Annotated in this window: 18 protein-coding genes and 2 pseudogenes; all 20 read left to right on the top strand. The window is 63.0% G+C overall.

Annotation, left to right across the window (positions count from 1 at the left end; translation table 11 throughout):
- The first annotated feature begins 66 nt into the window (after window positions 1–66).
- The 20 genes and pseudogenes from AB7Z56_RS22695 (at window position 67) to AB7Z56_RS22600 (ending at window position 21,172) form a co-directional block, all read left to right on the top strand.
- Window positions 67–1,074 (top strand): formylglycine-generating enzyme family protein, encoded by a 1,008-nt coding sequence (locus AB7Z56_RS22695; protein ID WP_063983346.1) that lies wholly within the window; start codon window positions 67–69, stop codon window positions 1,072–1,074.
- Window positions 1,075–1,084: 10 nt separating this feature from the next.
- A complete protein-coding gene (locus tag AB7Z56_RS22690; protein ID WP_063983345.1) occupies window positions 1,085–2,737 on the top strand; it encodes an arylsulfatase in 1,653 nt (550 codons plus the stop codon).
- A gap of 62 nt (window positions 2,738–2,799) precedes the next feature.
- Entirely contained in the window at window positions 2,800–3,834 is a 1,035-nt protein-coding gene (locus AB7Z56_RS22685) for an AAA family ATPase (protein WP_231141961.1), read from the top strand.
- 7 nt (window positions 3,835–3,841) lie between these two features.
- On the top strand, window positions 3,842–4,828 hold the full coding sequence (locus AB7Z56_RS22680) for a DUF58 domain-containing protein (RefSeq protein WP_063983344.1): 987 nt from the start codon (window positions 3,842–3,844) through the stop codon (window positions 4,826–4,828).
- Entirely contained in the window at window positions 4,821–5,312 is a 492-nt protein-coding gene (locus tag AB7Z56_RS22675; protein WP_187387700.1) for a DUF4381 domain-containing protein, read from the top strand. Before AB7Z56_RS22680 ends, AB7Z56_RS22675 begins: the two co-directional genes overlap by 8 nt.
- On the top strand, window positions 5,305–6,303 hold the full coding sequence (locus AB7Z56_RS22670) for a VWA domain-containing protein (RefSeq protein ID WP_063983342.1): 999 nt from the start codon (window positions 5,305–5,307) through the stop codon (window positions 6,301–6,303). Before AB7Z56_RS22675 ends, AB7Z56_RS22670 begins: the two co-directional genes overlap by 8 nt.
- Complete coding sequence (locus AB7Z56_RS22665; RefSeq protein ID WP_084795128.1) at window positions 6,296–7,819, top strand: vWA domain-containing protein; 1,524 nt, start codon at window positions 6,296–6,298, stop codon at window positions 7,817–7,819. Before AB7Z56_RS22670 ends, AB7Z56_RS22665 begins: the two co-directional genes overlap by 8 nt.
- Before the next feature lie 23 nt (window positions 7,820–7,842).
- Window positions 7,843–9,210, top strand: a complete 1,368-nt coding sequence (locus tag AB7Z56_RS22660; protein ID WP_245328429.1) for a BatD family protein — start codon at window positions 7,843–7,845, stop codon at window positions 9,208–9,210.
- Window positions 9,211–9,301: 91 nt separating this feature from the next.
- Entirely contained in the window at window positions 9,302–10,987 is a 1,686-nt protein-coding gene (locus AB7Z56_RS22655) for an arylsulfatase (protein ID WP_063983340.1), read from the top strand.
- Window positions 10,988–11,011: 24 nt separating this feature from the next.
- Window positions 11,012–11,218 (top strand): annotated as a pseudogene (locus tag AB7Z56_RS22650) (haloacid dehalogenase-like hydrolase); the annotation flags it as partial.
- A gap of 36 nt (window positions 11,219–11,254) precedes the next feature.
- Window positions 11,255–11,764, top strand: a complete 510-nt coding sequence (locus tag AB7Z56_RS22645; protein WP_231141962.1) for a hypothetical protein — start codon at window positions 11,255–11,257, stop codon at window positions 11,762–11,764.
- 299 nt (window positions 11,765–12,063) lie between these two features.
- Window positions 12,064–13,096, top strand: a pseudogene (locus AB7Z56_RS22640) (DUF1254 domain-containing protein).
- Between the two features lie 10 nt (window positions 13,097–13,106).
- Entirely contained in the window at window positions 13,107–13,346 is a 240-nt protein-coding gene (locus tag AB7Z56_RS22635; RefSeq protein WP_063983338.1) for a DUF3302 domain-containing protein, read from the top strand.
- The gene (locus AB7Z56_RS22630; protein WP_063983337.1) at window positions 13,346–14,287 is read left to right on the top strand and encodes an HlyD family secretion protein; all 942 of its coding nucleotides are present in this window, start codon (window positions 13,346–13,348) and stop codon (window positions 14,285–14,287) included. The genes AB7Z56_RS22635 and AB7Z56_RS22630 overlap by 1 nt, the downstream gene beginning before the upstream one ends.
- A gap of 13 nt (window positions 14,288–14,300) precedes the next feature.
- Complete coding sequence (locus AB7Z56_RS22625; protein WP_063983336.1) at window positions 14,301–15,740, top strand: DUF1254 domain-containing protein; 1,440 nt, start codon at window positions 14,301–14,303, stop codon at window positions 15,738–15,740.
- Window positions 15,741–15,791: 51 nt separating this feature from the next.
- On the top strand, window positions 15,792–16,802 hold the full coding sequence (locus tag AB7Z56_RS22620) for a SphA family protein (RefSeq protein ID WP_063983335.1): 1,011 nt from the start codon (window positions 15,792–15,794) through the stop codon (window positions 16,800–16,802).
- A 22-nt stretch (window positions 16,803–16,824) separates the two neighbouring features.
- Window positions 16,825–18,930: an adenylate/guanylate cyclase domain-containing protein gene (locus AB7Z56_RS22615; protein ID WP_063983334.1), complete on the top strand. Its 2,106-nt coding sequence runs from the start codon at window positions 16,825–16,827 to the stop codon at window positions 18,928–18,930.
- On the top strand, window positions 18,927–19,931 hold the full coding sequence (locus tag AB7Z56_RS22610; RefSeq protein WP_063983333.1) for an ABC transporter substrate-binding protein: 1,005 nt from the start codon (window positions 18,927–18,929) through the stop codon (window positions 19,929–19,931). Before AB7Z56_RS22615 ends, AB7Z56_RS22610 begins: the two co-directional genes overlap by 4 nt.
- A 270-nt stretch (window positions 19,932–20,201) precedes the next feature.
- Window positions 20,202–20,378: a hypothetical protein gene (locus AB7Z56_RS22605; RefSeq protein WP_094183926.1), complete on the top strand. Its 177-nt coding sequence runs from the start codon at window positions 20,202–20,204 to the stop codon at window positions 20,376–20,378.
- A gap of 137 nt (window positions 20,379–20,515) precedes the next feature.
- Window positions 20,516–21,172, top strand: coding sequence for a protein-L-isoaspartate O-methyltransferase family protein (locus AB7Z56_RS22600; RefSeq protein WP_063983331.1), 657 nt, complete (start codon window positions 20,516–20,518; stop codon window positions 21,170–21,172).
- Window positions 21,173–21,361 lie beyond the last annotated feature (189 nt).

Below are 21,361 nucleotides of genomic sequence, written 5' to 3'. Positions count from 1 at the left end.
CTCGTCGACGCCTGCTGAAGTCCGCGCCATAGTATCGGGTGGAATACTCGTATCGGAGTTTCCACAATGCTGCGGGCAGATACGGATCACTGCGAGTGGTTACCGGACGACGCGAAGACCGGCGAGATGGTCTTCATTCCCGGCGGGACCTTCCGTATGGGATCCGACCATCATTATCCCGAGGAGGCGCCGAGCCACCGCGTCTCCGTCGACGGTTTCTGGATCGACCGCACCTCCGTCACCAACCGGCAGTTCAAGCAATTCGTCAACGCGACCGGCCACGTCACCGAGGCGCAGATCGTTCCCGACCCCAAGGACTATCCCGGCGCGCTGAAGGAGATGCTCTACGCCGGCTCGCTGGTGTTCTCGCCGCTGCCGCGCATCACCGATCTCACCGACTGGAGCCAATGGTGGTCCTTCATGCGCGGCGCCAACTGGCGTCATCCTTACGGCCCCGGCAGCAACATCAAGGGCCTCGACGACCATCCGGTCGTGCACGTCTCCTATAGCGATGCGGCAGCCTATGCCCGCTGGGCCGGCAAGGAGCTGCCGACGGAAGCGGAATGGGAGTTCGCCGCGCGCGGCGGCCTCGACGGCGAGGAGTTCGCCTGGGGCGATGCGCTGATGCCCGGCGGCAAGCACATGGCCAACATCTGGCAGGGCAATTTCCCCGTCCAGAATCTCGGCGAGGATGGGTTCGAGCGTACCTCGCCGGTCATGGCTTTCCCGCCGAACGGCTACGGCCTCCACGACATGATCGGCAATGTCTGGGAGTGGACCTCGGACTGGTGGTCGTCAAAGCATGCCGCCGACGCCGCAAAGCCCTGCTGCATCCCGAACAATCCGCGTGGCGGCCGCGAGGACGCGAGCTACGACCCGCGCCTGCCGGACATCAGGATCCCGCGCAAGGTTCTAAAGGGCGGCTCGCACCTCTGCGCGCCGAATTACTGCCGCCGCTATCGTCCCGCCGCCCGCCACGCCGAGCCGGTCGATACGTCGACGAGCCACGTCGGGTTCAGGTGTGTGGTTCGAGCAGTCGATCCGAATTCAGTGAGATCACCGACCACAAAGTAGGAGCATCGGAATGAGCCGTGGAATTAGGAGCAAGACCGGGACGGACGCAAATGATGCCATCAATCGTCGCAATCTCCTTCTCGGGACGTCTTCCCTAGTTGCCGCCGCGGCCCTAACATCGGAGGCATTAGCGCAAGCCCAGAAGGCAGCACCAGGCGGCTCGCCGGCAGCGACATCATCCGGTCGCAAGCCGAACATCCTCTTCATCATGGGCGACGACATCGGCTGGTTCAATGTCAGCGCCTACAACATGGGAGTGATGGGCTACCGTACCCCCAACATCGATCGCATCGGCAAGGAGGGGGCGGTATTTACCGACTGGTACGGACAGCAGAGCTGTACCGCAGGCCGCGCCGCCTTCATCACCGGCCAATCGCCTATCCGAACCGGCCTGACGAAAGTTGGTCTTCCCGGCGCCGAGCTCGGCCTGGGACCGCTCGACCCTAGTGTCGCCGATGTGCTCAAGACCTACGGCTACGCCACCGGCCAGTTCGGCAAGAACCATCTTGGTGACCGCGACGAACATCTTCCGACGGCGCATGGCTTCGACGAGTTCTTTGGCAACCTCTATCATCTCAATGCCGAGGAGGAGCCCGAGAATCCCGACTATCCCAAGGACCCGGAGTTCCGGAAGAAATTCGGGCCGCGCGGCGTCATCAAATCAACTGCCGACGGCAAGATCGAGAATACCGGCCCATTGAATGCCAAGCGTATGGAGACCATCGACGAGGAATTTCTTGGCGCGGCCAAAGATTTCATCAACCGACAGCATCGGGCCGACAAGCCCTGGTTCTGCTATTTCAACTCGACGCGCATGCACATTTTCACACATTTGAAGAAGGCGTCGGAAGGAAAGACAGGTCTCGGGACCTACCCTGACGGAATGGTCGAGCACGACGGCATGGTCGGAGAACTGCTCAAGCTTGTGGATGACCTCGGTGTCACCAACAACACCATTGTCGTCTACACCACCGACAATGGCGCCGAGGCATTCACCTGGCCGGACGGTGGCTCAACGCCGTTCAAGGGTGAGAAGGCCACGAACTGGGAAGGCGGCTTCCGCGTCCCGTGCTTGATGCGCTGGCCGGGTGTCATCCAACCGGGCACGATCATCAATGATATCTGTGCCCACGAAGACTTCATCCCGACCTTCGCCGCAGCGAATGGCGATCCGGACCTCGTCGAGAAGGTCAAAAAAGGTTCAATGCTGAACGGCAAGACTTTTAAGGTCTATCTGGACGGTTTCAATCTGATGCCGTTCTTGAAGGGCGACGTAAAAGAATCGCCCCGCAAGGAATTCCTGTACTGGAGTGATGACGGCGACTTGATGGCTCTTCGTCTGCGCGATTGGAAGATCAGCTTCATGGAGCAGCACACGGAAATAGGTCCCAAGACCCCGCTTGGAGTCTGGCAGGGCAATTTCACCAAGCTTCGCGGGCCAAATCTCTACAATTTACGGACAGATCCATTCGAACGTGGGCCCGACAGCATCTATTACGCCGATTGGCAGGCGCACCGCGCATTTATGTTCGTGCCGGCGCAGGCCATTGTCGCGAAGTACATCGAGAGCTTCAAGGAATTTCCACCGCGCGCCAAGGCGGCAAGCTTCACCGTCAGCGACGTCATGGACAAGCTGACGACAACGCCTCCGGGCAAGAACTGACAAAAGCGGCCTACCGGCCGGCTGCGTTCCGGCCGGACGCTTCTCGATGAGACTGGAAGGACATGTCGGATTCCGGAACGGCGCAAACGTCAGGCTTCACAGAGCGAGCGGACACCAAACGCTCGGCCTCCCGCGATGCCGTGCTCGAGCTGAAATCGCGGATCGGAAAGTCCGTGCTTGGCCAGGATCATCTGGTCGAGAGCATGCTGATTGGCCTTCTTGCCAACGGTAATCTTCTGATCGAGAGCCTGCCCGGTCTCGCCAAGACGCGGGCAGTCAAGACGCTGGCAAAGCATCTCGCCGCTGATTTGTCGCGCGTGCAATTCACCCCGGATCTCCTGCCGTCGGACGTGACTGGCGCCGAGATCTACGTCCAGACCGACAAGGGTGGACAGTTTGAATTTCAGAAAGGGCCGATCTTCGCCAATCTTGTGCTCGCCGACGAGATCAACCGCGCTCCGGCCAAGGTGCAGTCCGCGCTGCTCGAGGCCATGGAGGAACGCCAGGTCACGGTTGCAGGCAAGACTTACAAAATGCCGGACCTCTTCATGGTGCTCGCGACCGAAAACCCGATCGAGCAGGAAGGCACCTATTCGCTCCCCGAAGCGCAGCTCGACCGCTTCCTGATGCATGTCGTCATCACTTACCCCGACGAGGCATCCGAGGGCGAGATCATCCGGCTCAATCGCGCCGAGAACGCGCAAGCACCGAAGGATCACACCTCGGAGCCGCCGCCGATCCCGCAACAGGCGATCCTGGACGCACGTGGTGAGATCGACGGCATCTTCGTCTCGGACCTCGTTCAGAAGTACATCGTCGACGTGATCTACGCGACGCGCTTTCCCGGGCGCTATGGCGAACCGCTGAGCAAATGGATCCAGGTCGGCGCCAGCCCGCGCGGCAGCCTGGCGCTCGATCGTTCCGCGCGGACTCGCGCCTGGCTCGATGAATACGATTTCGTGACGCCCGACCACGTGCGCGCGGTGATCCACGACTGCCTACGCCACCGGATCATCCTCAGCTACGAGGCAGTGTCGCAGGGCGTTACGCCCGATCAGGTGATCGACAAGATTACCGAGCTAGTTGCGGCAGCCTGAGGCCATCATGACCGAGACATCAGCCAATATGCCAGGTGTCTATGTCGGTCTTCACGAATTGATCGCGCTCGAACATCGCGGACGCAAGGTCTCCTTCCTTCCGCGCCAACCCGTGCATAGCCTTTTGTCCGGCCGCTTTGCGTCCCGCATGCGGGGCCGGGGCCTGAACTTCGAGGAGATCAGGGATTATCGTCCCGGCGACGACGTCCGCTCGATCGACTGGAAGGTGACGGCGCGCCTGCGCAAGCCGCATATCCGGGTCTTCAACGAGGAGCGCGACCGGCAGACGATCCTGGTGGTGGATCAGCGCCTGTCGATGTTCTTCGGCAGCCGGCATGCGATGAAATCGGTGACGGCGGCCGAGGCCGCAGCGATCGGGGCGTGGCGGGTGCTAGGCGTCGGCGATCGCGTCGGCGCCGTCGTGTTCAACGATCGAGACTTCATCGAGGTGACGGCGCGCCGCAGCCGGGCGACCGTGCTCCAGATCCTCGCGGCGGTCGTCACGCAGAACCAGGCGCTCGGCGTCGGGCGCGGTCTGGTGTCCGCGCCGGCGATGCTCAACACCGCGCTCGATCATGCAAGGCGTCGGGCACCGCACGATGCCGCCGTGATCATCATCAGCGATTTCGACGGCGCGGACGCTGCAACGCGCGATATGGTCGCCGCGCTGGCGCGGCACAATGACGTCGTCGCTGCGTTGGTCCATGATCCCCTGCAAAGCGATCTGCCACCGTCGGCCAGCATGACGGTGACCGATGGCGAGTTGCAGATCCGGCTTGATGTCGGCCGTGACAGCGTCCGCAAGAGCGTAGCGCAGGTCACCCGGGACCGCCTGAAAGGCATCTTCGACTGGACGCACGAGCTCGGAATTCCCGTGCTGCCGCTGAGCGCGGCGGAGGACACCGCTGCGCAGCTTCGGCGTCTTCTTGGTGGTCTGCCGGCCGGTCGTGGCCGCGCGGCCCCGCATAACCAGACGGAGGCGGCTCTTGGCTGAGGCTACATCCGTGACTGCCGACCCGGTGGCCGGCCTAATCGACTTCCCGCTGCCGCGCGAGGTCAGCCTCTGGCCACAGACCTGGGAGGCGAGGCTTGCGATCGCCCTGCTGCTCGCGGCCATCTGCGCTACCGTGTGGCGCGTGGCGCATCTGCGCCGTGTCAACCGCTATCGCCGCGAAGCGCTCGCGGAGCTTGATAGCATCGAGCATGCGCGAAATTCGGTGCCGTCGGAGCTGTTGTCGAAGCTGACCTTGCTGGTGCGGCGCACGGCGCTCGCGGCCTTTCCGCGCGAGCGAGTGGCGCCACTGGTCGGGCCGGCATGGCTGGCCTTCCTCGATCGCAGCTGTGGAGGCGAGGAGTTTTCTCACGGCGTAGGCCAGCTGCTCGCGAGTGGTCCTTATCGGCAGATTCCGCCTGATGGCGCCGAGCTGCAATCGCTGGTCCGTCTCGTGCGCCGCTGGATCAGGGGGCATCATGCTTGAATTCGCCTGGCCATGGTTGCTTCTGCTGTTGCCGCTGCCAGTCCTGGCGTGGTGGCTGCTGCCGCCATACCGGGCGCGGCAGGCCTCGATCCAGGTGCCCTTCTTCGACAGGCTGGCGGCGGCGACCGGGCAGACGCCGCAGCGCGGCGCGGTCGTCCTTGAACGCCGCACCGTCCAGATGGTCGCGGCAGTGGCCATCTGGACGCTGCTGGTTGTGGCGCTGGCCCGGCCGCAATGGGTCGGCGAGGCGGTGACGCGCGAGGTCTCCGCGCGCGACCTGATCCTGGCGATCGACATTTCGGGATCGATGGATCAGCGCGATTTCAAAGCGCCGGACGGTACGTCGCTCACCCGTCTCGACGGCGTCAAGCGCGTGGTCAGAGACTTCATCGCCCGCCGCAAGGGCGACCGCGTCGCCCTGATCCTGTTCGGCACCATGGCCTATGTGCAGGTGCCATTCACGCAAGACCTCCAGACGGCGCAGCAACTGCTCGATCAGGCGGGGGTCGGCATGGCCGGCCAGCAGACGGCGATCGGCGACACGATCGGTCTTGCCATCAAGACGTTTGCAGCCAGCAGGGCGAAGCAGAAGCTCCTGATCCTCCTGACGGACGGCAACGATACGGCGAGCCGGGTGCCGCCCGAGCACGCCGCCGACATCGCTCGCCAGAACGATGTCACGGTCTACACCATCGGCGTTGGCGATCCCGCAGCCTCGGGCGAGAACCGCGTCAACCTCGCCGTCTTGCAGCATGTCGCGGACGCCACCGGAGGGCACTTTTTTCGCGCCGAGGATGGCGCGCAGTTGCAGGCGATCTATGCCGATATCGATCGCCTCGCGCCGGCCAAGCTTCAGACCTTGTCATGGCGGCCGAAGCTGCCGCTGTTTCAATGGCCGTTCGGCCTGGCCATCGCGATCGGTCTGCTCTTGTGGCTCTGGCTCCTGCTCGGCAGCGAGTGGCGCCGGATGAGGAGCGTCAGCCATGCGTGACGCAGCCACCATGTCCTTCCATCTCTTACGCCCGCTCTGGCTGCTCGCGCTGCTCCCGCTTGCTGTCGTGTTTGCGGTGCTGCTTCGCCGGCAAGATGTGCGCGCGCAATGGGGTGGCGTGATCGCGCCGCATCTGCTGACGCATCTCATCGTGCGGCCGGGACAAGGACGCCAAATCAACCCGCTCTATCTCGTCGCCGCCGGAATGATGCTCGGCATCATCGGCCTGTCCGGTCCGACCTGGCGCCGCGAGCTTCCGCCCTTTGTCGAAGACAAGGCACCGTTGATGATTGCGCTCGCAGTCGGATCATCGATGAATGAGACCGATGTGGCGCCCTCGCGCCTCGAACGCGCCAAGCAGAAGATCAGGGATCTGCTGGCGGCCCGCGCGGGCGCCAGGACCGGGCTCGTGGCCTTTGCCGGCACCGCGCATCTGGTGATGCCGCCGACCGACGACCGGTCCGTGATCGAGCCGTTTCTGGCCGCGCTTGAGCCAGGGCTAATGCCGGCGGATGGCAAGAACGTTGCGGGTGCGGTCGCGCTGGCGGCCGACGCGCTGGCGGCCGAACCGGTCCCCGGAACGGTCCTGCTGGTCGCGGACGATCTCGGGACCGCGGATGCGGCCGCCGTGCGGCAGGCAGCCGGACGCAATGGTCTCGTCATATTCGCGGTCAGCCCGGATTCATCGGCGCTGCCCGCTGGCGCGGACGTCATTCGGGTCAGCATCGACGGCTCGGACATCGTGCGACTGGAGCGCCGGATCGAAACGCACTTTCAGGCCGCCCAGGGCGATGCGTTCGGCACGCAATGGCGGGATGAGGGCTATTGGCTGCTGCCGCCGCTGGCCCTGTTGAGTCTTCTCTGGTTCCGGCGCGGTACGACAGTGGCGTGGGTCCTGGCTCTCTTCATCGTGACGCACGCCAGCGCTTCGAGAGCCGAGGAGACATCGCGCTTTACTAATCTTTGGCTGACGCCGGATCAACAGGGACGGCTTGCATTTGACCGTGGCGACTATGCCGCCGCGAAAACGACGTTTGCCGATCCAATGTGGCGCGGCATCTCGGCTTACCGCGCATACGATTTTCTCGCCGCTGCCGAGGAATTCTCGCGCGTTGACACGCTGGAGGGAAAATTCGCGCTGGGCAACGCGCAGGCGCAGAACCACGCTTATGAGAAAGCGCTCAAGACCTATGACGAGGTGCTCAAGGCGCAACCCGGCAACGCCGCCGCGAAGACGAACCGCGCCATCGTTCAGGCGGCGCTGGATGCGCGTGAAGCCAAGCGCCGCAAGCAGGAGCAGGATGACCCTGCACCGCCGGATGAGAAGGCCGACGAGATGCGCGTCGATCCCAATCAGAAAGGCGGAAAGAAGATCACGGTCACACCGCAGGACGTCACCACTGCCGGCGCCGCCGAGGCCTGGATGCGTCAGGTCCAGACCTCACCTGCGGATTTCCTCAAACTCAAATTCGCGATCCAGGCGGCCGCTCCAGCCCAGGGGAGGGTGTCGCAGTGAGAGTTTGGATCGGCTTCATCGCCTTGCTGCTCGGCGGCGCGCTCCCGTCGCAGGCTGTGTATGCGCAGCAATCAGTGGCGCTCGAGCCGATCGTGCAGGTGACGATCGCCCCGCCGCGAGTCGTGGTTGGGCAAAAAACCACGTTGAGTGTCCTGGTCCTGGCGCCGAACTACATGACGTCGCCGCCCGAACTGCCGGATTTTCAGGTGCGCAACGCGGTGACACGACAATTGCAGAGCGTCAACACCAGCGAGCAGCGCGATGGCGTGCCCTATGCCGGTGTGCGGTTTGAATACGCGATCTCGCCGCAGGAGCCGGGGTCCTACGCCGTCGCCAACCAGATCGTCAGGATCAAATATGCGGCCGAGCCGCCAGCCACCCGTGAGGTGGCTGTCGCGCTGCCACGCGTGTCATTCGAAGCATTCATTCCGGATGCGGCGAGCGCGCTTCGCCCGTTCGTATCGGCCAACAGCCTGACCGCCGAGCAGGACGTCAGGCGTTCGTCTGACCCGCTCAAGGCCGGTGACGCCGTGACACGAACCATCACGATCCGGGCGGAAGGCACGCCGGCGATGCTGCTGCCGCCTCAGCAATTCCCGTCTGTCGATGGCTTGAAGCTTTATCCGGCGCAGCCGAAGCTCGAGGACAAGGTCGACGGGCGCTCCGACGTCATGACGTCGACCCGCGTCGATTCCGCAACGTATATGGTGGAGCGGGCAAGTGACAATTCGCTGCCGTCCATCGATATCGGTTGGTGGAATGTCGGCAGCGGCAAGGTCGATCAGGTTCATCTCGAGGCCGTGCCGCTCAAGGGAACCGTGACTTCGGCGGTGGCGGGTCCAGCTTCTTCGAACCAATCAGCTCGGCGGTGGACGTGGGATAGCGTCGTCGACTTTATCTTCGACCACTGGCTGACGGCCCTGCTCTTGGTGGCCGTCACCGCCGGGTTCGCTTGGTTTGCTCCTCGTGTGACCCGCCGCGTTGCGGGCAATCTTCATCGTCGGCACCAGGCCTATCTTCAGTCGGAGGCGTTTGCCTTCAGCCGGTTGCGCCGCGCGATCCGCCATCGCGACTCAAAAGCGTCTTATTTTGCACTGCTTGAATGGCTGCCGCATCTCAACGCGACGCAACCTCCAATTTCGGCCGGAGCTTTCAAGGCCGCCGCACGCGATCCGGAGCTGGATCTCCAGCTTGATGCGATCGAGAGCGAGTTGTTCGGAAATCGGGGCAATCCGGCTCATTGGTCTCCACGCCGGCTGCTCCACCAATTGGTCGCCGCCCGCCGCAAGCTGCGCCCGCGCGCCGGAAGCCGGGCCACGACAGGTCTGCCCCCGCATTTGAACCCGGTCGGGACCCCGAAGGTCACCGCGTATGGAAAACCCGCGAGATAAGCAAAGCACAGGAGGCCACTCAGACGGAACGGACGATCTAGATTCGCCCTCATCCACGCCAACCAACATCGAATAAGTCAGGGAGCGTCGAATGACCAACGAGACGAAGAAGCAGAATAATGCCGTTGTTGATTCCACCTGTAGCGACCATTCGGCGATTCATCGCCGCGCCGTGTTGCTTGGCACATCGTCGATCGTCGCAACAGCGGCGCTGACATCGCAGGCACTGGCGCAGGCTCAGAAGGCGGCTCCTTCGGCGGCGCCGACTGCGGCGCCCGCCGCGGGCCGCAAGCCCAACATTCTCGTCATCTTCGGTGACGACATCGGCATCCCGCAAATCAGCGCCTACACCATGGGCATGATGGGATATCGCACGCCCAACATCGACCGCATCGCGAATGAAGGGGCGATCTTCACCGACGCCTACGGCCAGCAGAGCTGCACAGCCGGTCGTGCCTCCTTCATCCTGGGGCAGGAACCGTTCCGGACCGGCCTTCTCACGATCGGTATGCCGGGCGACCCCCACGGCATCCAGGATTGGATGCCGACGATTGCCGACGCCATGAAGACCCAGGGCTATGCCACCGGGCAGTTTGGCAAGAACCATCTGGGCGACCGCGACGAACATTTGCCGACGAAGCATGGCTTCGATGAGTTTTTCGGCAATCTCTACCACCTCAACGCGGAGGAGGAGCCGGAAGGGTACTTCTATCCCAAGGATCCGAACTTCCGGAAGCAGTATGGTCCGCGTGGCGTCATCAAATCATCGGCGGACGGAAAGATCGAAGATACTGGACCGCTGAATACCGCGCGCATGCCGACGGTCGACGAGGAGTTCCTGGGGGCAGCCAAGGACTTCATCGGCCGTCAGGCCAAGGCCGACAAGCCGTTTTTCGTCTGGTTCAACTCGACGCGCATGCACGTGTTCACGCATCTGAAGAAGGAGTCGCTCGGCAAGACCGGCAAGGGCATCCACGCCGACGGCATGGTGGAGCACGACGGGATGGTCGGGGAGTTGCTCAAGCAACTCGATGACCTCGGCATCGCTGAGAACACGATCGTTCTCTATACGACCGACAACGGCGCCGAAATCGCGCTTTGGCCGGACGGAGCCATGACCCCCTTCCATGGCGAGAAGGGCACCACATGGGAAGGCGGCATGCGCATTCCCATGATGGTGCGCTGGCCCGGCGTGGTGAAGCCCGGCACCCAGTACAACGACATTATCTCGCTGACCGACTGGTTCCCGACCCTCTGTGCAGCGGCGGGGATCCCCGACGTCAAGGAGAAGATGAAGACGGGATTTGCAGGTGCAGGCGGGAAGAACTTCAAGGTTCATCTCGACGGCTACAACTTCATGCCGTTCCTCAAAGGCGAGGCCAAGCAAGGACCACGCGAGGCGATCTATTACTTCGATCAGGGCGGCAACCTCAATGCCATCCGGTGGAACGACTGGAAGCTGAGCTTTGCCTCGTCGAAGGGAAACATCGCAACCGGCACGCGTGAGGTTACGGCCTGGTCGCTGATCACCAATCTGCGCATGGATCCATATGAGCGTGGCTTGGAGGAGGGCGGCGAGGCGATGAAATTCCTCGCCCAGAACATGTGGCTCATCGTGCCGGTGCAGGGCAAGATCAAGGAGTTCTTCTCCGATTTCGATCAGTTCCCCTATCAGGAAGGCAGTTCGCTGAACGCGGGCAGCATCAACTACGGAATGCTCCGGCAGCAAGCGGCGCTGAAGCGGCTCAACGAGCTTGAAACCCTCAAGCCGCAATAGCAACGGGCAGAAAGGACAAGTGTGCTGATGGTTAGGGTTTACGCTGTGCTGCCTGCATGTCTCGCAGCCATCTCCGTTGCGGTGGCTGTTGCGGTGGCGCAGCCGGCGGATCCCTTGCCATCGTGGAACGATGGCGCGGCGAAAAAGGCGATTTCCGATTTCGTCGCGCGCGTCACGACGCAAGGCGGAACGGACTTTGTGCCGCCCGCCGAGCGCATTGCCGTGTTCGATTTCATCAACGAAGCAAGAACAATGTGAGAAACCAAGATGCTTGAACATATGCGCGTTTTTCGGTTGACGACCTGCTTGCTGGCGCTGGCCACCGGCGCTTCTCTTCCGATCGGGGCTGCGGCGGCGGCGCCGCTTCAGCCTGCCGCCATTCACTGGGACGCCGCCACATCGTCTGATCTCATCGAAGTGCGCGCGGCCGTTCGTCGCGGCGGAGCTGCCATGGGTCCGCGCGGTGGGGCCGTGGTTCACCGCGGCGGCGCCGTGGTCGGGCCTCGCGGCGCGGCCTATCGCGGCGGCACCGTGGTGCGCGGACCGCGCGGCAACGTTGCAGTTCGCCGAACCACGGCCGTGGCGGGACGCGGCGGCTGGGCGCGGCCCGGCTGGTACGGTTGGCCGAGGGGCGGTGCCATTGCGGCGGGCGCCGCGATCGGTTTCGTGACAGCGGCCACGGCTGCTGCCTGGGCAGGTGCTGCGCCTGCGCCCGGCATGTGCTGGTACTACACCGATCCGTCCCGGACCCAGGGCTTTTGGGATTACTGCCAGTGATGGTGGGGCGCCGATCGATGTGATGCTCGCCTGCGAAGGCCAACCGGGGCGGACGCTTACCGGCCCGGTTCCCATCTCCGGACAAGATACGCGTCCGATCCCCAATGGTGGGTAGAACGATCAACAAAGTGCTGGATGGAGGTTTAGAAATGCAGCCTGGTCGCGCGCGTCTACGGGCCGAGCAAAGCCGCGATGACCGGAGCATGGAAGCCGCCGCCACTGGAGCCGATGCAATGATGAACGGGACAACGCGTCGGATTTTTGTCGCCGGCTTCCGGTTTCGAACGCGAGGATCAGCGATGAAATTGAGATATGTCTTTTGGGGATTGCAGGGGATACTTATCTGCACAGGTGCGGCCTTGGCGCAGGTTTCAAACACAATTCCCGTCACGGTCGACAATTTCATCCGTGCGGAATCCGATCTCTATCTCAGCGTCGTCGCGATTAAAGAAGGCGGCTTCGGCAGGTTCGAGCACCATCGTGAACTGTCACCGATTGATGCCCAGACCATCGTCCGGATGAACCGCGACACACTCTACTCGGCGGCTGTGTTCGATCTCGATGCCGGCCCCGTAACGGTTACGCTGCCGGACGCGGGCAAGCGTTTCATGTCTCTTCAGCTTATCAGTCAGGATGAGTATTCACCGCCTGCGCTCTATGGCGCCGGCAAGCACACCATCACCAAGAGGCAGATCGGAACGCGTTATGTGCTTGTCGGCGTACGAACGCTGGTCGATCCCAACGACGCCGCCGACGTGAAGAAGGTTCATGCGCTCCAGGACGCGATCAAAGTCGACCAGCCCGGAGGGCCGGGCACGTTCGAGGTACCGAAATGGGACCCGGTCAGCCAGAAAAAAGTTCGCGACGCGTTGATCGTTCTGGCCACAACGCTCACCGACACCAGCCGCTCCTTCGGCACCAAAGATCAGGTCGATCCGGTCCAGCGTCTCATCTCGGCAGCTGCGACGTGGGGCGGCAATCCACGGAAAGATGCCATCTATCTCAATTACACGCCGCCGAAGAACGATGGAAACTCGATCTACAAGCTCAGCGTCAAGGATGTGCCCATCGACGGCTTCTGGTCGATCAGTCTCTACAACGCTGACGGCTATTATCAGAAGAATCCGTATGAGGCTTATTCGCTCAACAACATCACATCGAAAGAAAAATGCGGATGGATCGGTTAGCGTTCAATTCGGCGGCTGCGACGGCACGATTCCCAACTGCCTGCCGATCATGAGCGGCTGGAGCTACACGGTGCGGCTCTATCGCCCGCGTCCCGAAATCTTGAACGGCAAGTGGAAATTCCCGGAGCCGCAGCCGGCGAGCTAGAGGATCGACCATGAGCGGCTACGACATCTTCGCTTGGATCGTGCTCATCATTCTCGTCGTGAGCGCGATCGGCGTGGTCTGCATCGCCGGCTGGTTGCCGGGACACATCGCGAAGTCCCGCAACCATCCTTACGCGCAGGCGGTGACGGTCGCGGGCTGGATTACGTTGTTCTTCGGCTTCGCGTTGTGGCCGATTGCCTTGATCTGGGCCTATGTCGACGTACCCTCGCGCAAGGCGGGAGACGCGTGATGGCGGTCGCGATCCTCAACATCTATCTGCTGCTGCTGTTCCTGCTGGTGCGCTTCAAGGTCGTACCTTTCAACACCTTTTGGAAGGCTTCGCCGTTCATCGTTCTGGTGCTCGTGATGTTCGGGCTTCTGGTTCCGATGGGCTGGGGTGCGCCGCAAGGTAACGCGCTGGTGGTACGCAATGCCGTATCGATCGTACCCGACGTGGCGGGTGAGGTGATAGACGTGCCGGTGGTGGCGAACACTCCGCTCAAGACCGGAGACGTGCTGTTCAAGATCGATCCGACGCCCTACGCGGCGCAGGTCAAGGCCATCGAGGCCCAGTTCAAGCTTGCCAAGACGCGCCTGGGCCAAATGACGCAGCTCTACGAGCGCGACGCCGGCCGCGGCTTCGACGTCGAGCAGCGCCAATCGGAGGTCGACCAGCTTGGCGGTCAGTTGGAGTCGGCACAGTGGAATCTCGACAAGACGGTCGTGCGCGCACCGACCGACGGCTATGTCACCAACCTTGCGCTGCGCAAGGGTGCCCGGGTGGCGAACCTGCCGCTGTCGCCGGTGATGGCGTTCATTGATACTTCCAATACGATCATCGGGGTCGAGATCAACCAGATCGACGCCCGCTACGTCGCACCCGGACAGGACGTCGAAGCCACGTTCAAGTTCGCGCCCGGGCGGATCTACACTGGCAAGGTCGAAAGCGTGCTTCAGGCGATCGCGACCGGGCAGGCGCAGACCTCGGGTACGGCGGTGCTGCCAAAGGCGATCGAGGCGGCCCCCTTCATCGTTCGGGTCAAGCTCGACGATGCTGCCTTCGCCGACCGCTTGCCAGCCGGCAGCGCCGGAACGGCGGCGATCTATACTGACCATCTGAAGCCGACCCACATCGTCCGTCGCGTGGTCCTGCGCCAGCTTGCGATCCTCAACTACGTCAACCCGTTCTAGAGAGGAGCCGCCGATGAAAAAGACGATCATTGGAGCAGCTATCGCAATAGCTCTCGCGGTGTCGGGCACACACGCCCAGAGCATTTCACCGGACGAACTGAACAGCCGCAGCATCCAGCGCCGCGCCATAGAGGCCGTAATCTGGGGGATGCCGGTGGTCAACTACGACTTGATGCTCCAGGAAATGTTCGCGAAGACGGAAGGAAAGGTAGGGCAGGCGATCTATTGGGGGCGGCCGCTGGATTGGCACAACCAAACCCTGACCCCGAATCCCGACGCGCTCTATTTCATGGTGTTCTTCAACACCAAGGACGGTCCGGTCGTGCTCGACCTGCCGCCCGGCGACAATGACGGCTCGTTCAACGGCAACATCGTGACGGTCTGGCAGATGCCGCTCGAAGACGCCGGGCTTCTCGGTGCCGACAAGGGAAGCGGGGGAAAATATCTGGTTCTGCCGCCGGGGTATTCAGGCAAACCGCCGGACGGATACGTCACACTGCAATCCGATACGTTCGGCGGATACATGCTGTTCCGATCAAATCTCAGGAGCCACGGCCCCGCCGACGTCGCGACGTCCATCGCCTACGGCAAGCGGCTCAAGGTGTATCCGCTGGCGCAAGCCGAAAATCCTCCTGCGACCGTTTTCACCGACGTCAAGGACGTCAACTACGATTCGACCATCCGCTATGACGAGAGCTTCTTCGAGCATCTTGATCGCATGGTGCAGAGCGAGCCATGGCTGCAGCGCGATCGGGCGATGATCGATCAGCTCAAGACGCTCGGTATAGAGAAGGGAAAGCCGTTCCAACCGGCTGATGCGACCAAGACCCTGCTGGCGTCTGCGGCACGTGAGGCCGGGGCTCTGCTGGAAGCGAAATACGACGCCGGCCTGCCACCATTCTTCTCGACGACGAGCCGCTGGACCTTTCCCGCGCCGCCAGATCTGATCAAAGCGGCGCAAGAAGGTTATGCGGATCCGGAACAGTATCCGGTCGATCAGCGTGGCATGGCCTACAGCTACGCTTATATCGGCATCAAGCGCCTCGGTTCGGGGCAGTTCTACCTGATCTCGATCCGGGACAAGGACGGCCAATCGTTCGAGGGTGGCCAGTCCTATCGGCTGACCGTGCCGGCCAATCCGCCGGTCGAGCAATATTGGTCCGTCACGGCGTATGACCGGCAGACCCATGCGCTGATCAAGAACATGTCGCGCGCCAGCCGCTCCTCGCAGATTCCCGAGTTGCAGAAGAACGCGGATGGCTCGGTCGATATCTATTTTGGCCCGGCGGCGCCGGCGGGCAAGGAATCGAACTGGGTGCCGACCGACCCGAACCGCAAGTTCGAGTTGATGTTCCGCGCCTATGCGCCGACCAAGGCGCTTTTCGACCACAGCTGGAAACTGTCTGACGTCGAGCGGATCGCAGCGACTGTGGGAGGTGCGACGAAGAACTAGATCGCTGGGAGATGAGAAGCACAGTTTTTAGGATGGAATGAAGGACTCGACATGACGGGACACATTCGCAAAGTCGGGCTCGCGACGGCATTGGCGATGGCGAGCTTCGCCGCTCAGCCTGCGCTCGCGGCTTCAGGCGGCGTGAGCTTCTGGCTTCCGGGCATCTTCGGCAGCTTGGCCGCCGTTCCCGTAACGCCTGGATGGGCCTATTCGACGATCTACATTCACCTCAACGAAAAGGCCGGAGGAGGGCAGAACTTCGTCACTAGCGGCCGCATACCCGGCTCGGTGACCGCCGGCCTCAACGCACATGCCGACGCGTTCGTCATGGGCATCACCTACACCTCGCCGATGCCGGTGCTGGGCGGCCAAGCCGGCTTCACCGTGCTCACCGCGCCCGGCAACATTGGCGCCGGCATCGATGCGACGCTGACCGGTCCGCGCGGCAATACGATCTCGGGCAGCGCCACCGACAACCGCACGACGCTGACCGACGTGTTCTACCAGGGCACGCTGAAATGGAATCAGGGCGTCCACAACGAGCTTGTCTACATCACCGGCAACATCCCGAGCGGCACCTATGATTCCAGCCGGCTCGCGAATCTGAGTTTTGGCTTCCCCGCGATCGATGTCGGTGCCGGCTACACCTATCTCGATCCGAAGAGCGGCCACGAATTCTCGATCGTCGGCGGGCTCACCTATAGTTTCATGAACGGGGCCCTGCAGTATCAGAACGGCATGGATTTTCATGTCGACTGGGCCGCCTCGCAGTTCGTCAGCAAGAACGTTCACATCGGCATCGCCGGCTATTTCTTCCAGCAGATCACCGACGATAGCGGTCCCGGCGCCAAGCTCGGAGGCTTCCGCGGCCAGGCGGTCGGCATCGGTCCGCAGATCGGCTTCATGATCCCGATGTCCGACGGCTACCAGGGCTATCTCAATATCCGAGGCTACAAGGACCTTGAGACCGAGAACCGGCCGAACAGCTGGTCGACCTGGGTTACTTTCTCGGTCTCGCCGTCGGCGCCGGCGGCGACGAAGCCCATCGTGCGAAAATACTGATGGAGGCGTTCAGGCAGCTCCGATGACAGGAGAGAAGACCAGCAAGCGCGTATTTCGCATTGGCTTTCAGACATCGATCATCACGGTGTTCGTGGGCGTGGTGTTGCTTGTGGGCCTGACGCTGGTCTATCTCAGCTTCGAACGCGTGACCGCCATCACCAGGACGGCCGCCTCTGGCTTCATCGAGAAGGTGGCACAGCTTGGCGCCGATCACATCGACGAGCAGTTCAAGAATGTCCGCGACAATCTCGACATACTGTCCGGCCTGCCGCCGATCCAGGAGGCCGACATCGCGGACAATACGCGGCTCTACAGCCTGATGGCGGCGATGCTGCGCAACAACCCGCAGCTCTTCAACCTCTATGTCGGCTACGAGGACGGCTCGTTCATCGAGATGGACGTGATCGACCGCGCCCAACCGTCGTTCCGGAAGGGCTTGAACGTCGATGAGGATGCTGCCTTCCGGCTGGTCGTGATCTCGCGCACGACGGGGGCCGCGCCTGTCACGCAGTATCTCTCCGAAAACCTCATTCAGGTTGCCGAGGTCGCCGGACCCGCGAGCTACGACCCGCGGCAGCGGCCCTGGTATGTCGAGGCGTTCAAGAACGACAAGACGCTGTTGACCGGTCCTTACGTCTTCTACGCCACGGGCGAGCCGGGCTACACGCTGCGGACGCCGTTGAGGGAAGGGCGCCGCGGCGTCATTGCGGGTGATTTGCTGCTGAACCGGTTCGAGGACATGCTGGCGGAGCAGAAGCTCGGCCAATCAGGGCTGGCGTTCCTGTTCAACGATGCCGGGCGCATCGTCGGCCATCCCGAGATGAACCGCCTGATGGCGGAGATCCCGGAGCGGCAGGACGACCTGCCACAGATCGGCGCGCTCCGGCTGCCTGCGCTCGTGCCGGTCATCCGCTCCTGGCGGGACGGCGGCGCGGCCCAGCAGTTCTTTGCCGACGCGTCGGGCCGAACCTATGTTGCGGCGGTTCACAGGCTCGAGACGGCCGGCTCGGCCAATATCCGGATGGCGATGGTCGCGCCGCTCGACGAGTTCTATGCGCAGATCATCGACGAGCGCCGTACGCTGTTCGCGCTTGCGCTGGCCTTTGTCGGAGCCACGCTGCCATTCGCGTTCTGGCTGGGATCGCTGATGGCGCGGCCGCTGCGCAAACTGGCCGACGAGACCGACGCGATCCAGCGGTTCGAGATTACCGAGCGGCCGCGCGTCCATTCCGTCATCGCCGAGATCGAGGAGCTTGGCCGCTCGGTGTTCACCATGCGTAGCGTGGTCCGCAGCTTTGCGAGCTTCATCCCGCGCCAGATCGTGCGGCAGTTGATCGAGACCGGCTCTTCGCTCAGCCTCGGCGGCTCCAGGCGTGAGGTCACGGTGCTGTTCACCGACGTCGCCGACTTTACCGCCAAGACGGAGCGCGCCGACCCGTCGCAGGTGATGATCCACACCTCGCGCTATTTCGCGGTACTGTCGGACGAGATCATGCGGCACCAGGGCACGGTCGACAAATATATCGGCGACGCCGTGATGGCGTTCTGGAACGCGCCGGCCGACGATCCCGACCACACCGTCAATGCCTGCCGCGCCATCCTGGCATGCCTTGCGGCCAACGAAGCGCTCAACCAGGAGTTTTGGCGCGAGGGCTGGCCGCCCTACGACACCCGCTTTGGCCTGCATGTCGGCGATGCCGTGGTCGGCAACATCGGCTCGAGCGACCGGATGAACTACACCGCGCTTGGCGCCACCATCAACCTGGCGTCGCGGCTGGAGGGACTGAACAAGAATTACGGCACGCGCGTGCTGGTCAGCGCGGCGGTCCGCGCCAGCGTCGGCGATCGGTTCCTGTTCCGCAGCGTCGACAGCATCACGCCGAAGGGATTTGCCGACGCGATCGAAGTCAGTGAGCTCCGCGGCGAGCTGGCGCACGCCGATGAAGCCGAGGTTGCGATGTGTCGACGCTGGGATGAAGTCTTTGCGGCGATCGCGCAGGACGGCGCGGCCGAGACGACGCGGGTCCGGCTGTCGGCCTTCCTGCACGACTATCCCGAGGATAGCGTCGCGCTATTTCATGCCCAGCGATTTCGGTCCGCGGCCCGGAATGCGGGAGCGGCGGCATGAACATCTGTGGTCTCAATCGCCGGCAATTGCTGCGGCACGGCGCGGCGCTGGCGGCCGCGTCAATGCACGCGGCGCCAGCCATTGCGCAGGCGCGCAGCAGAATTCGGCTCGGTTATCTCCACGTTGTCGCCGTGGACGGACACATCTGGACCGGGCTCGATCGCGGCTCGTTCGACCGCGAAGGGATCGATTTCGAATTGCACGAGTTCAACACCGGACCTGAAGTCTTCGAGGCGATGGCGCGGGGTGAGCTCGACGTTCTCTCGGCCGGCGGCGTCATCTCCAACTATCTGGCGCTCGGCCGCGGCCGGGGCTTTCTCATCAACGACATTGAGGTCGCGACCGCACAGCTCTGGGTCCGGCCGACGCTCGGCGTCAAGGGGATGGCCGATCTCAGGGGCAAGCGGATCGCGACGACGATGAAGACCACGGCTCACATTTTTCTCGATCGCGCGCTGCGGGCCAACAACGTCAATCCGTCCGAGGTCGAGATCGTCAACGGCAGCATGGCCGCCGCCGTCAAGGCGTTCATTGCCGGCGAGGTGCCGGCCGTTGCGCTCTGGGTGCCGTTCAACATTGCCGTCCGCGATGCGTTGCCGGATGCGGTCAAGCTGGTGGACGCCTCCGCCTTCTACCCGCAATCCGCCGTGCTCGGCGGCTGGGCCGCGCGGATGGATTTTTATGCGGCGAACAGGGAGGTGCTGGCCCGGATCATCCGCGCGTGGGCAGAAGCGAACGACCACATGGTGCGCAACCCGGCGGCCGCAGCGGAGGCGATCCAGACACATTACGGGCAGTCGCGTCCCGCCGACATCGCGGAAGCCTTCAAGGCTCAGAAGCTCTATTCCTCGCGCGAATGGAAGCGGCTCTATTCCGACGGGACCGTCGTGAAATGGCTCCAGCAGGTCAGTGACTTCTTCATGACGGATGCCGGCGTCACCACCCCCGTGCGGGCCGCAGACTATTTCGACACGCAGCTTTACCTTGCAACCGTCGCCTGAACTTGCAGGGGGCACAGGCTCGCACGGACACTCCCTTCGGGCCATGCATCGGCCTGCCCAGCGTCCAGATCATATTTCAATGTGTTTTCAATATCCTGCGCCCGCATTCTAATGTAGCCGCGGCACCACGTCAGGTGATATCCGCCCCAGCGCAGAATCGCACTCAAGCAGTTGTGTGTGTCGGGCGCGGTCGCGTCATGAGGGCGACGCCAATTCGACCCAATTCAAATCGAGCTTGGCAGGCGCCGGATCCTTACGGAGGTGATTCCAATGCCAGACGTCCTCGACCGTTCCGAAATGGCCCCCTCGATTCTGCCGGCGGACGTTCCCGAGCTCAGCGATGATGAATGCCTGGCCTGCCTCGCGCGCGCCGTCGAGGCGCACGATTCGGCGCGGCTCGACGAAGTCGCCGCATTGATCGGCCGCCTCGCAGTCACGATCGAATAGCTCATCGATCACCTTGACGCCTCGGGTTGCGCAGCCTGGTCCGCCGGGCCAACGGACGTGTTGCGTTTTCGCGGAGCCTGTTCCAAAGATGCCGCCAAATTTCGTCCGCGGCATCGTCCGCATTGCAGGGTCCGCAAATGTCCGGTTTCTCGACCGCGCGCCTAAAAATGGTCGATGGCCAGGTGCGCACCAATGACGTCACCGATCGCCGTATTCTCGACGCGATGCTCACAGTTCCGCGCGAGGCGTTCGTGCCGATTGCCAGGCAGGCATTGGCCTATCTCGACCTCGATCTCGACGTGAGCGAAGGCGGGGCCAAGCGGTTCCTGATCAAGCCGCAGCTGACCGGCAAGCTGCTCCAGGCCGCCGAAATCGGCGAGGGGGACAACGTGCTGGTGGTCGGCTGCGCCACCGGCTACCTCGCCGCGCTGACGGCCCGGCTCGCCCGTCAGGTCACCGCGACGGAGTGTGATTCGGCCCTGGCCGCGAAGGCCAAGGATGCTTGCGCCAGCCTCGCCAACGTCACGTGCAAGGCCGCAGCCTGCGCCGAAGGGGATCCTTCTGCCGCTCCCTATGACGTCATTATCCTCAACGGTGCCTTCGAGGTGACGCCAGAGGCGCTGCTCGGGCAGCTCAAGGAGGGCGGGCGCCTCGTGGGGGTGTCGGCCCAATCCACGCCCCCCCGGGCCGTGATCGTGACCCATACCCACGGTGAATTCGGCCATCGGGCGCTGTTCGATGCCGCAGCTCCGGTCCTTCCCGGGTTGGAACGGGCCGCCGCTTTCGTTTTCTGAACGCCCGATTGAGGGCTTTGGCCCGTTAAAATCCCGTTCTGAATCAGAAGTGTGGCCCGGATGCTGCACGTGAAGAGTTTCCACCGGGAACTACCTTCAGGTGGTTCCGTTGCGCCAATTGGCAGCCTATGTTGCTGAGGGGCAACGACTCCACTCGGTAGACGGTATCCTAGCTCGCGGGCACGAGCG

Origin of the sequence: Bradyrhizobium sp. 482_C4_N1_8, from assembly GCF_052075965.1 — a bacterium.
GTDB classification, from domain to species: domain Bacteria; phylum Pseudomonadota; class Alphaproteobacteria; order Rhizobiales; family Xanthobacteraceae; genus Bradyrhizobium; species Bradyrhizobium barranii.
This window is presented reverse-complemented; position numbering and strand designations above follow the sequence as displayed.

Excerpts from the sequence above, each read along its gene's own strand:
- AB7Z56_RS22670 (WP_063983342.1), top strand. The coding sequence starts at position 5,305 with ATGCTTGAATTCGCCTGGCCATGGTTGCTTCTGCTGTTGCCGCTGCCA.
- AB7Z56_RS22655 (WP_063983340.1), top strand. The coding sequence starts at position 9,302 with ATGACCAACGAGACGAAGAAGCAGAATAATGCCGTTGTTGATTCCACC.
- AB7Z56_RS22630 (WP_063983337.1), top strand. The coding sequence starts at position 13,346 with ATGGCGGTCGCGATCCTCAACATCTATCTGCTGCTGCTGTTCCTGCTG.
- AB7Z56_RS22690 (WP_063983345.1), top strand. The coding sequence starts at position 1,085 with ATGAGCCGTGGAATTAGGAGCAAGACCGGGACGGACGCAAATGATGCC.
- AB7Z56_RS22615 (WP_063983334.1), top strand. The coding sequence starts at position 16,825 with ATGACAGGAGAGAAGACCAGCAAGCGCGTATTTCGCATTGGCTTTCAG.
- AB7Z56_RS22610 (WP_063983333.1), top strand. The coding sequence starts at position 18,927 with ATGAACATCTGTGGTCTCAATCGCCGGCAATTGCTGCGGCACGGCGCG.
- AB7Z56_RS22605 (WP_094183926.1), top strand. The coding sequence starts at position 20,202 with ATGCCAGACGTCCTCGACCGTTCCGAAATGGCCCCCTCGATTCTGCCG.
- AB7Z56_RS22680 (WP_063983344.1), top strand. The coding sequence starts at position 3,842 with ATGACCGAGACATCAGCCAATATGCCAGGTGTCTATGTCGGTCTTCAC.
- AB7Z56_RS22665 (WP_084795128.1), top strand. The coding sequence starts at position 6,296 with ATGCGTGACGCAGCCACCATGTCCTTCCATCTCTTACGCCCGCTCTGG.
- AB7Z56_RS22645 (WP_231141962.1), top strand. The coding sequence starts at position 11,255 with ATGCTTGAACATATGCGCGTTTTTCGGTTGACGACCTGCTTGCTGGCG.
- AB7Z56_RS22600 (WP_063983331.1), top strand. The coding sequence starts at position 20,516 with ATGTCCGGTTTCTCGACCGCGCGCCTAAAAATGGTCGATGGCCAGGTG.
- AB7Z56_RS22620 (WP_063983335.1), top strand. The coding sequence starts at position 15,792 with ATGACGGGACACATTCGCAAAGTCGGGCTCGCGACGGCATTGGCGATG.
- AB7Z56_RS22625 (WP_063983336.1), top strand. The coding sequence starts at position 14,301 with ATGAAAAAGACGATCATTGGAGCAGCTATCGCAATAGCTCTCGCGGTG.
- AB7Z56_RS22695 (WP_063983346.1), top strand. The coding sequence starts at position 67 with ATGCTGCGGGCAGATACGGATCACTGCGAGTGGTTACCGGACGACGCG.
- AB7Z56_RS22685 (WP_231141961.1), top strand. The coding sequence starts at position 2,800 with ATGTCGGATTCCGGAACGGCGCAAACGTCAGGCTTCACAGAGCGAGCG.
- AB7Z56_RS22635 (WP_063983338.1), top strand. The coding sequence starts at position 13,107 with ATGAGCGGCTACGACATCTTCGCTTGGATCGTGCTCATCATTCTCGTC.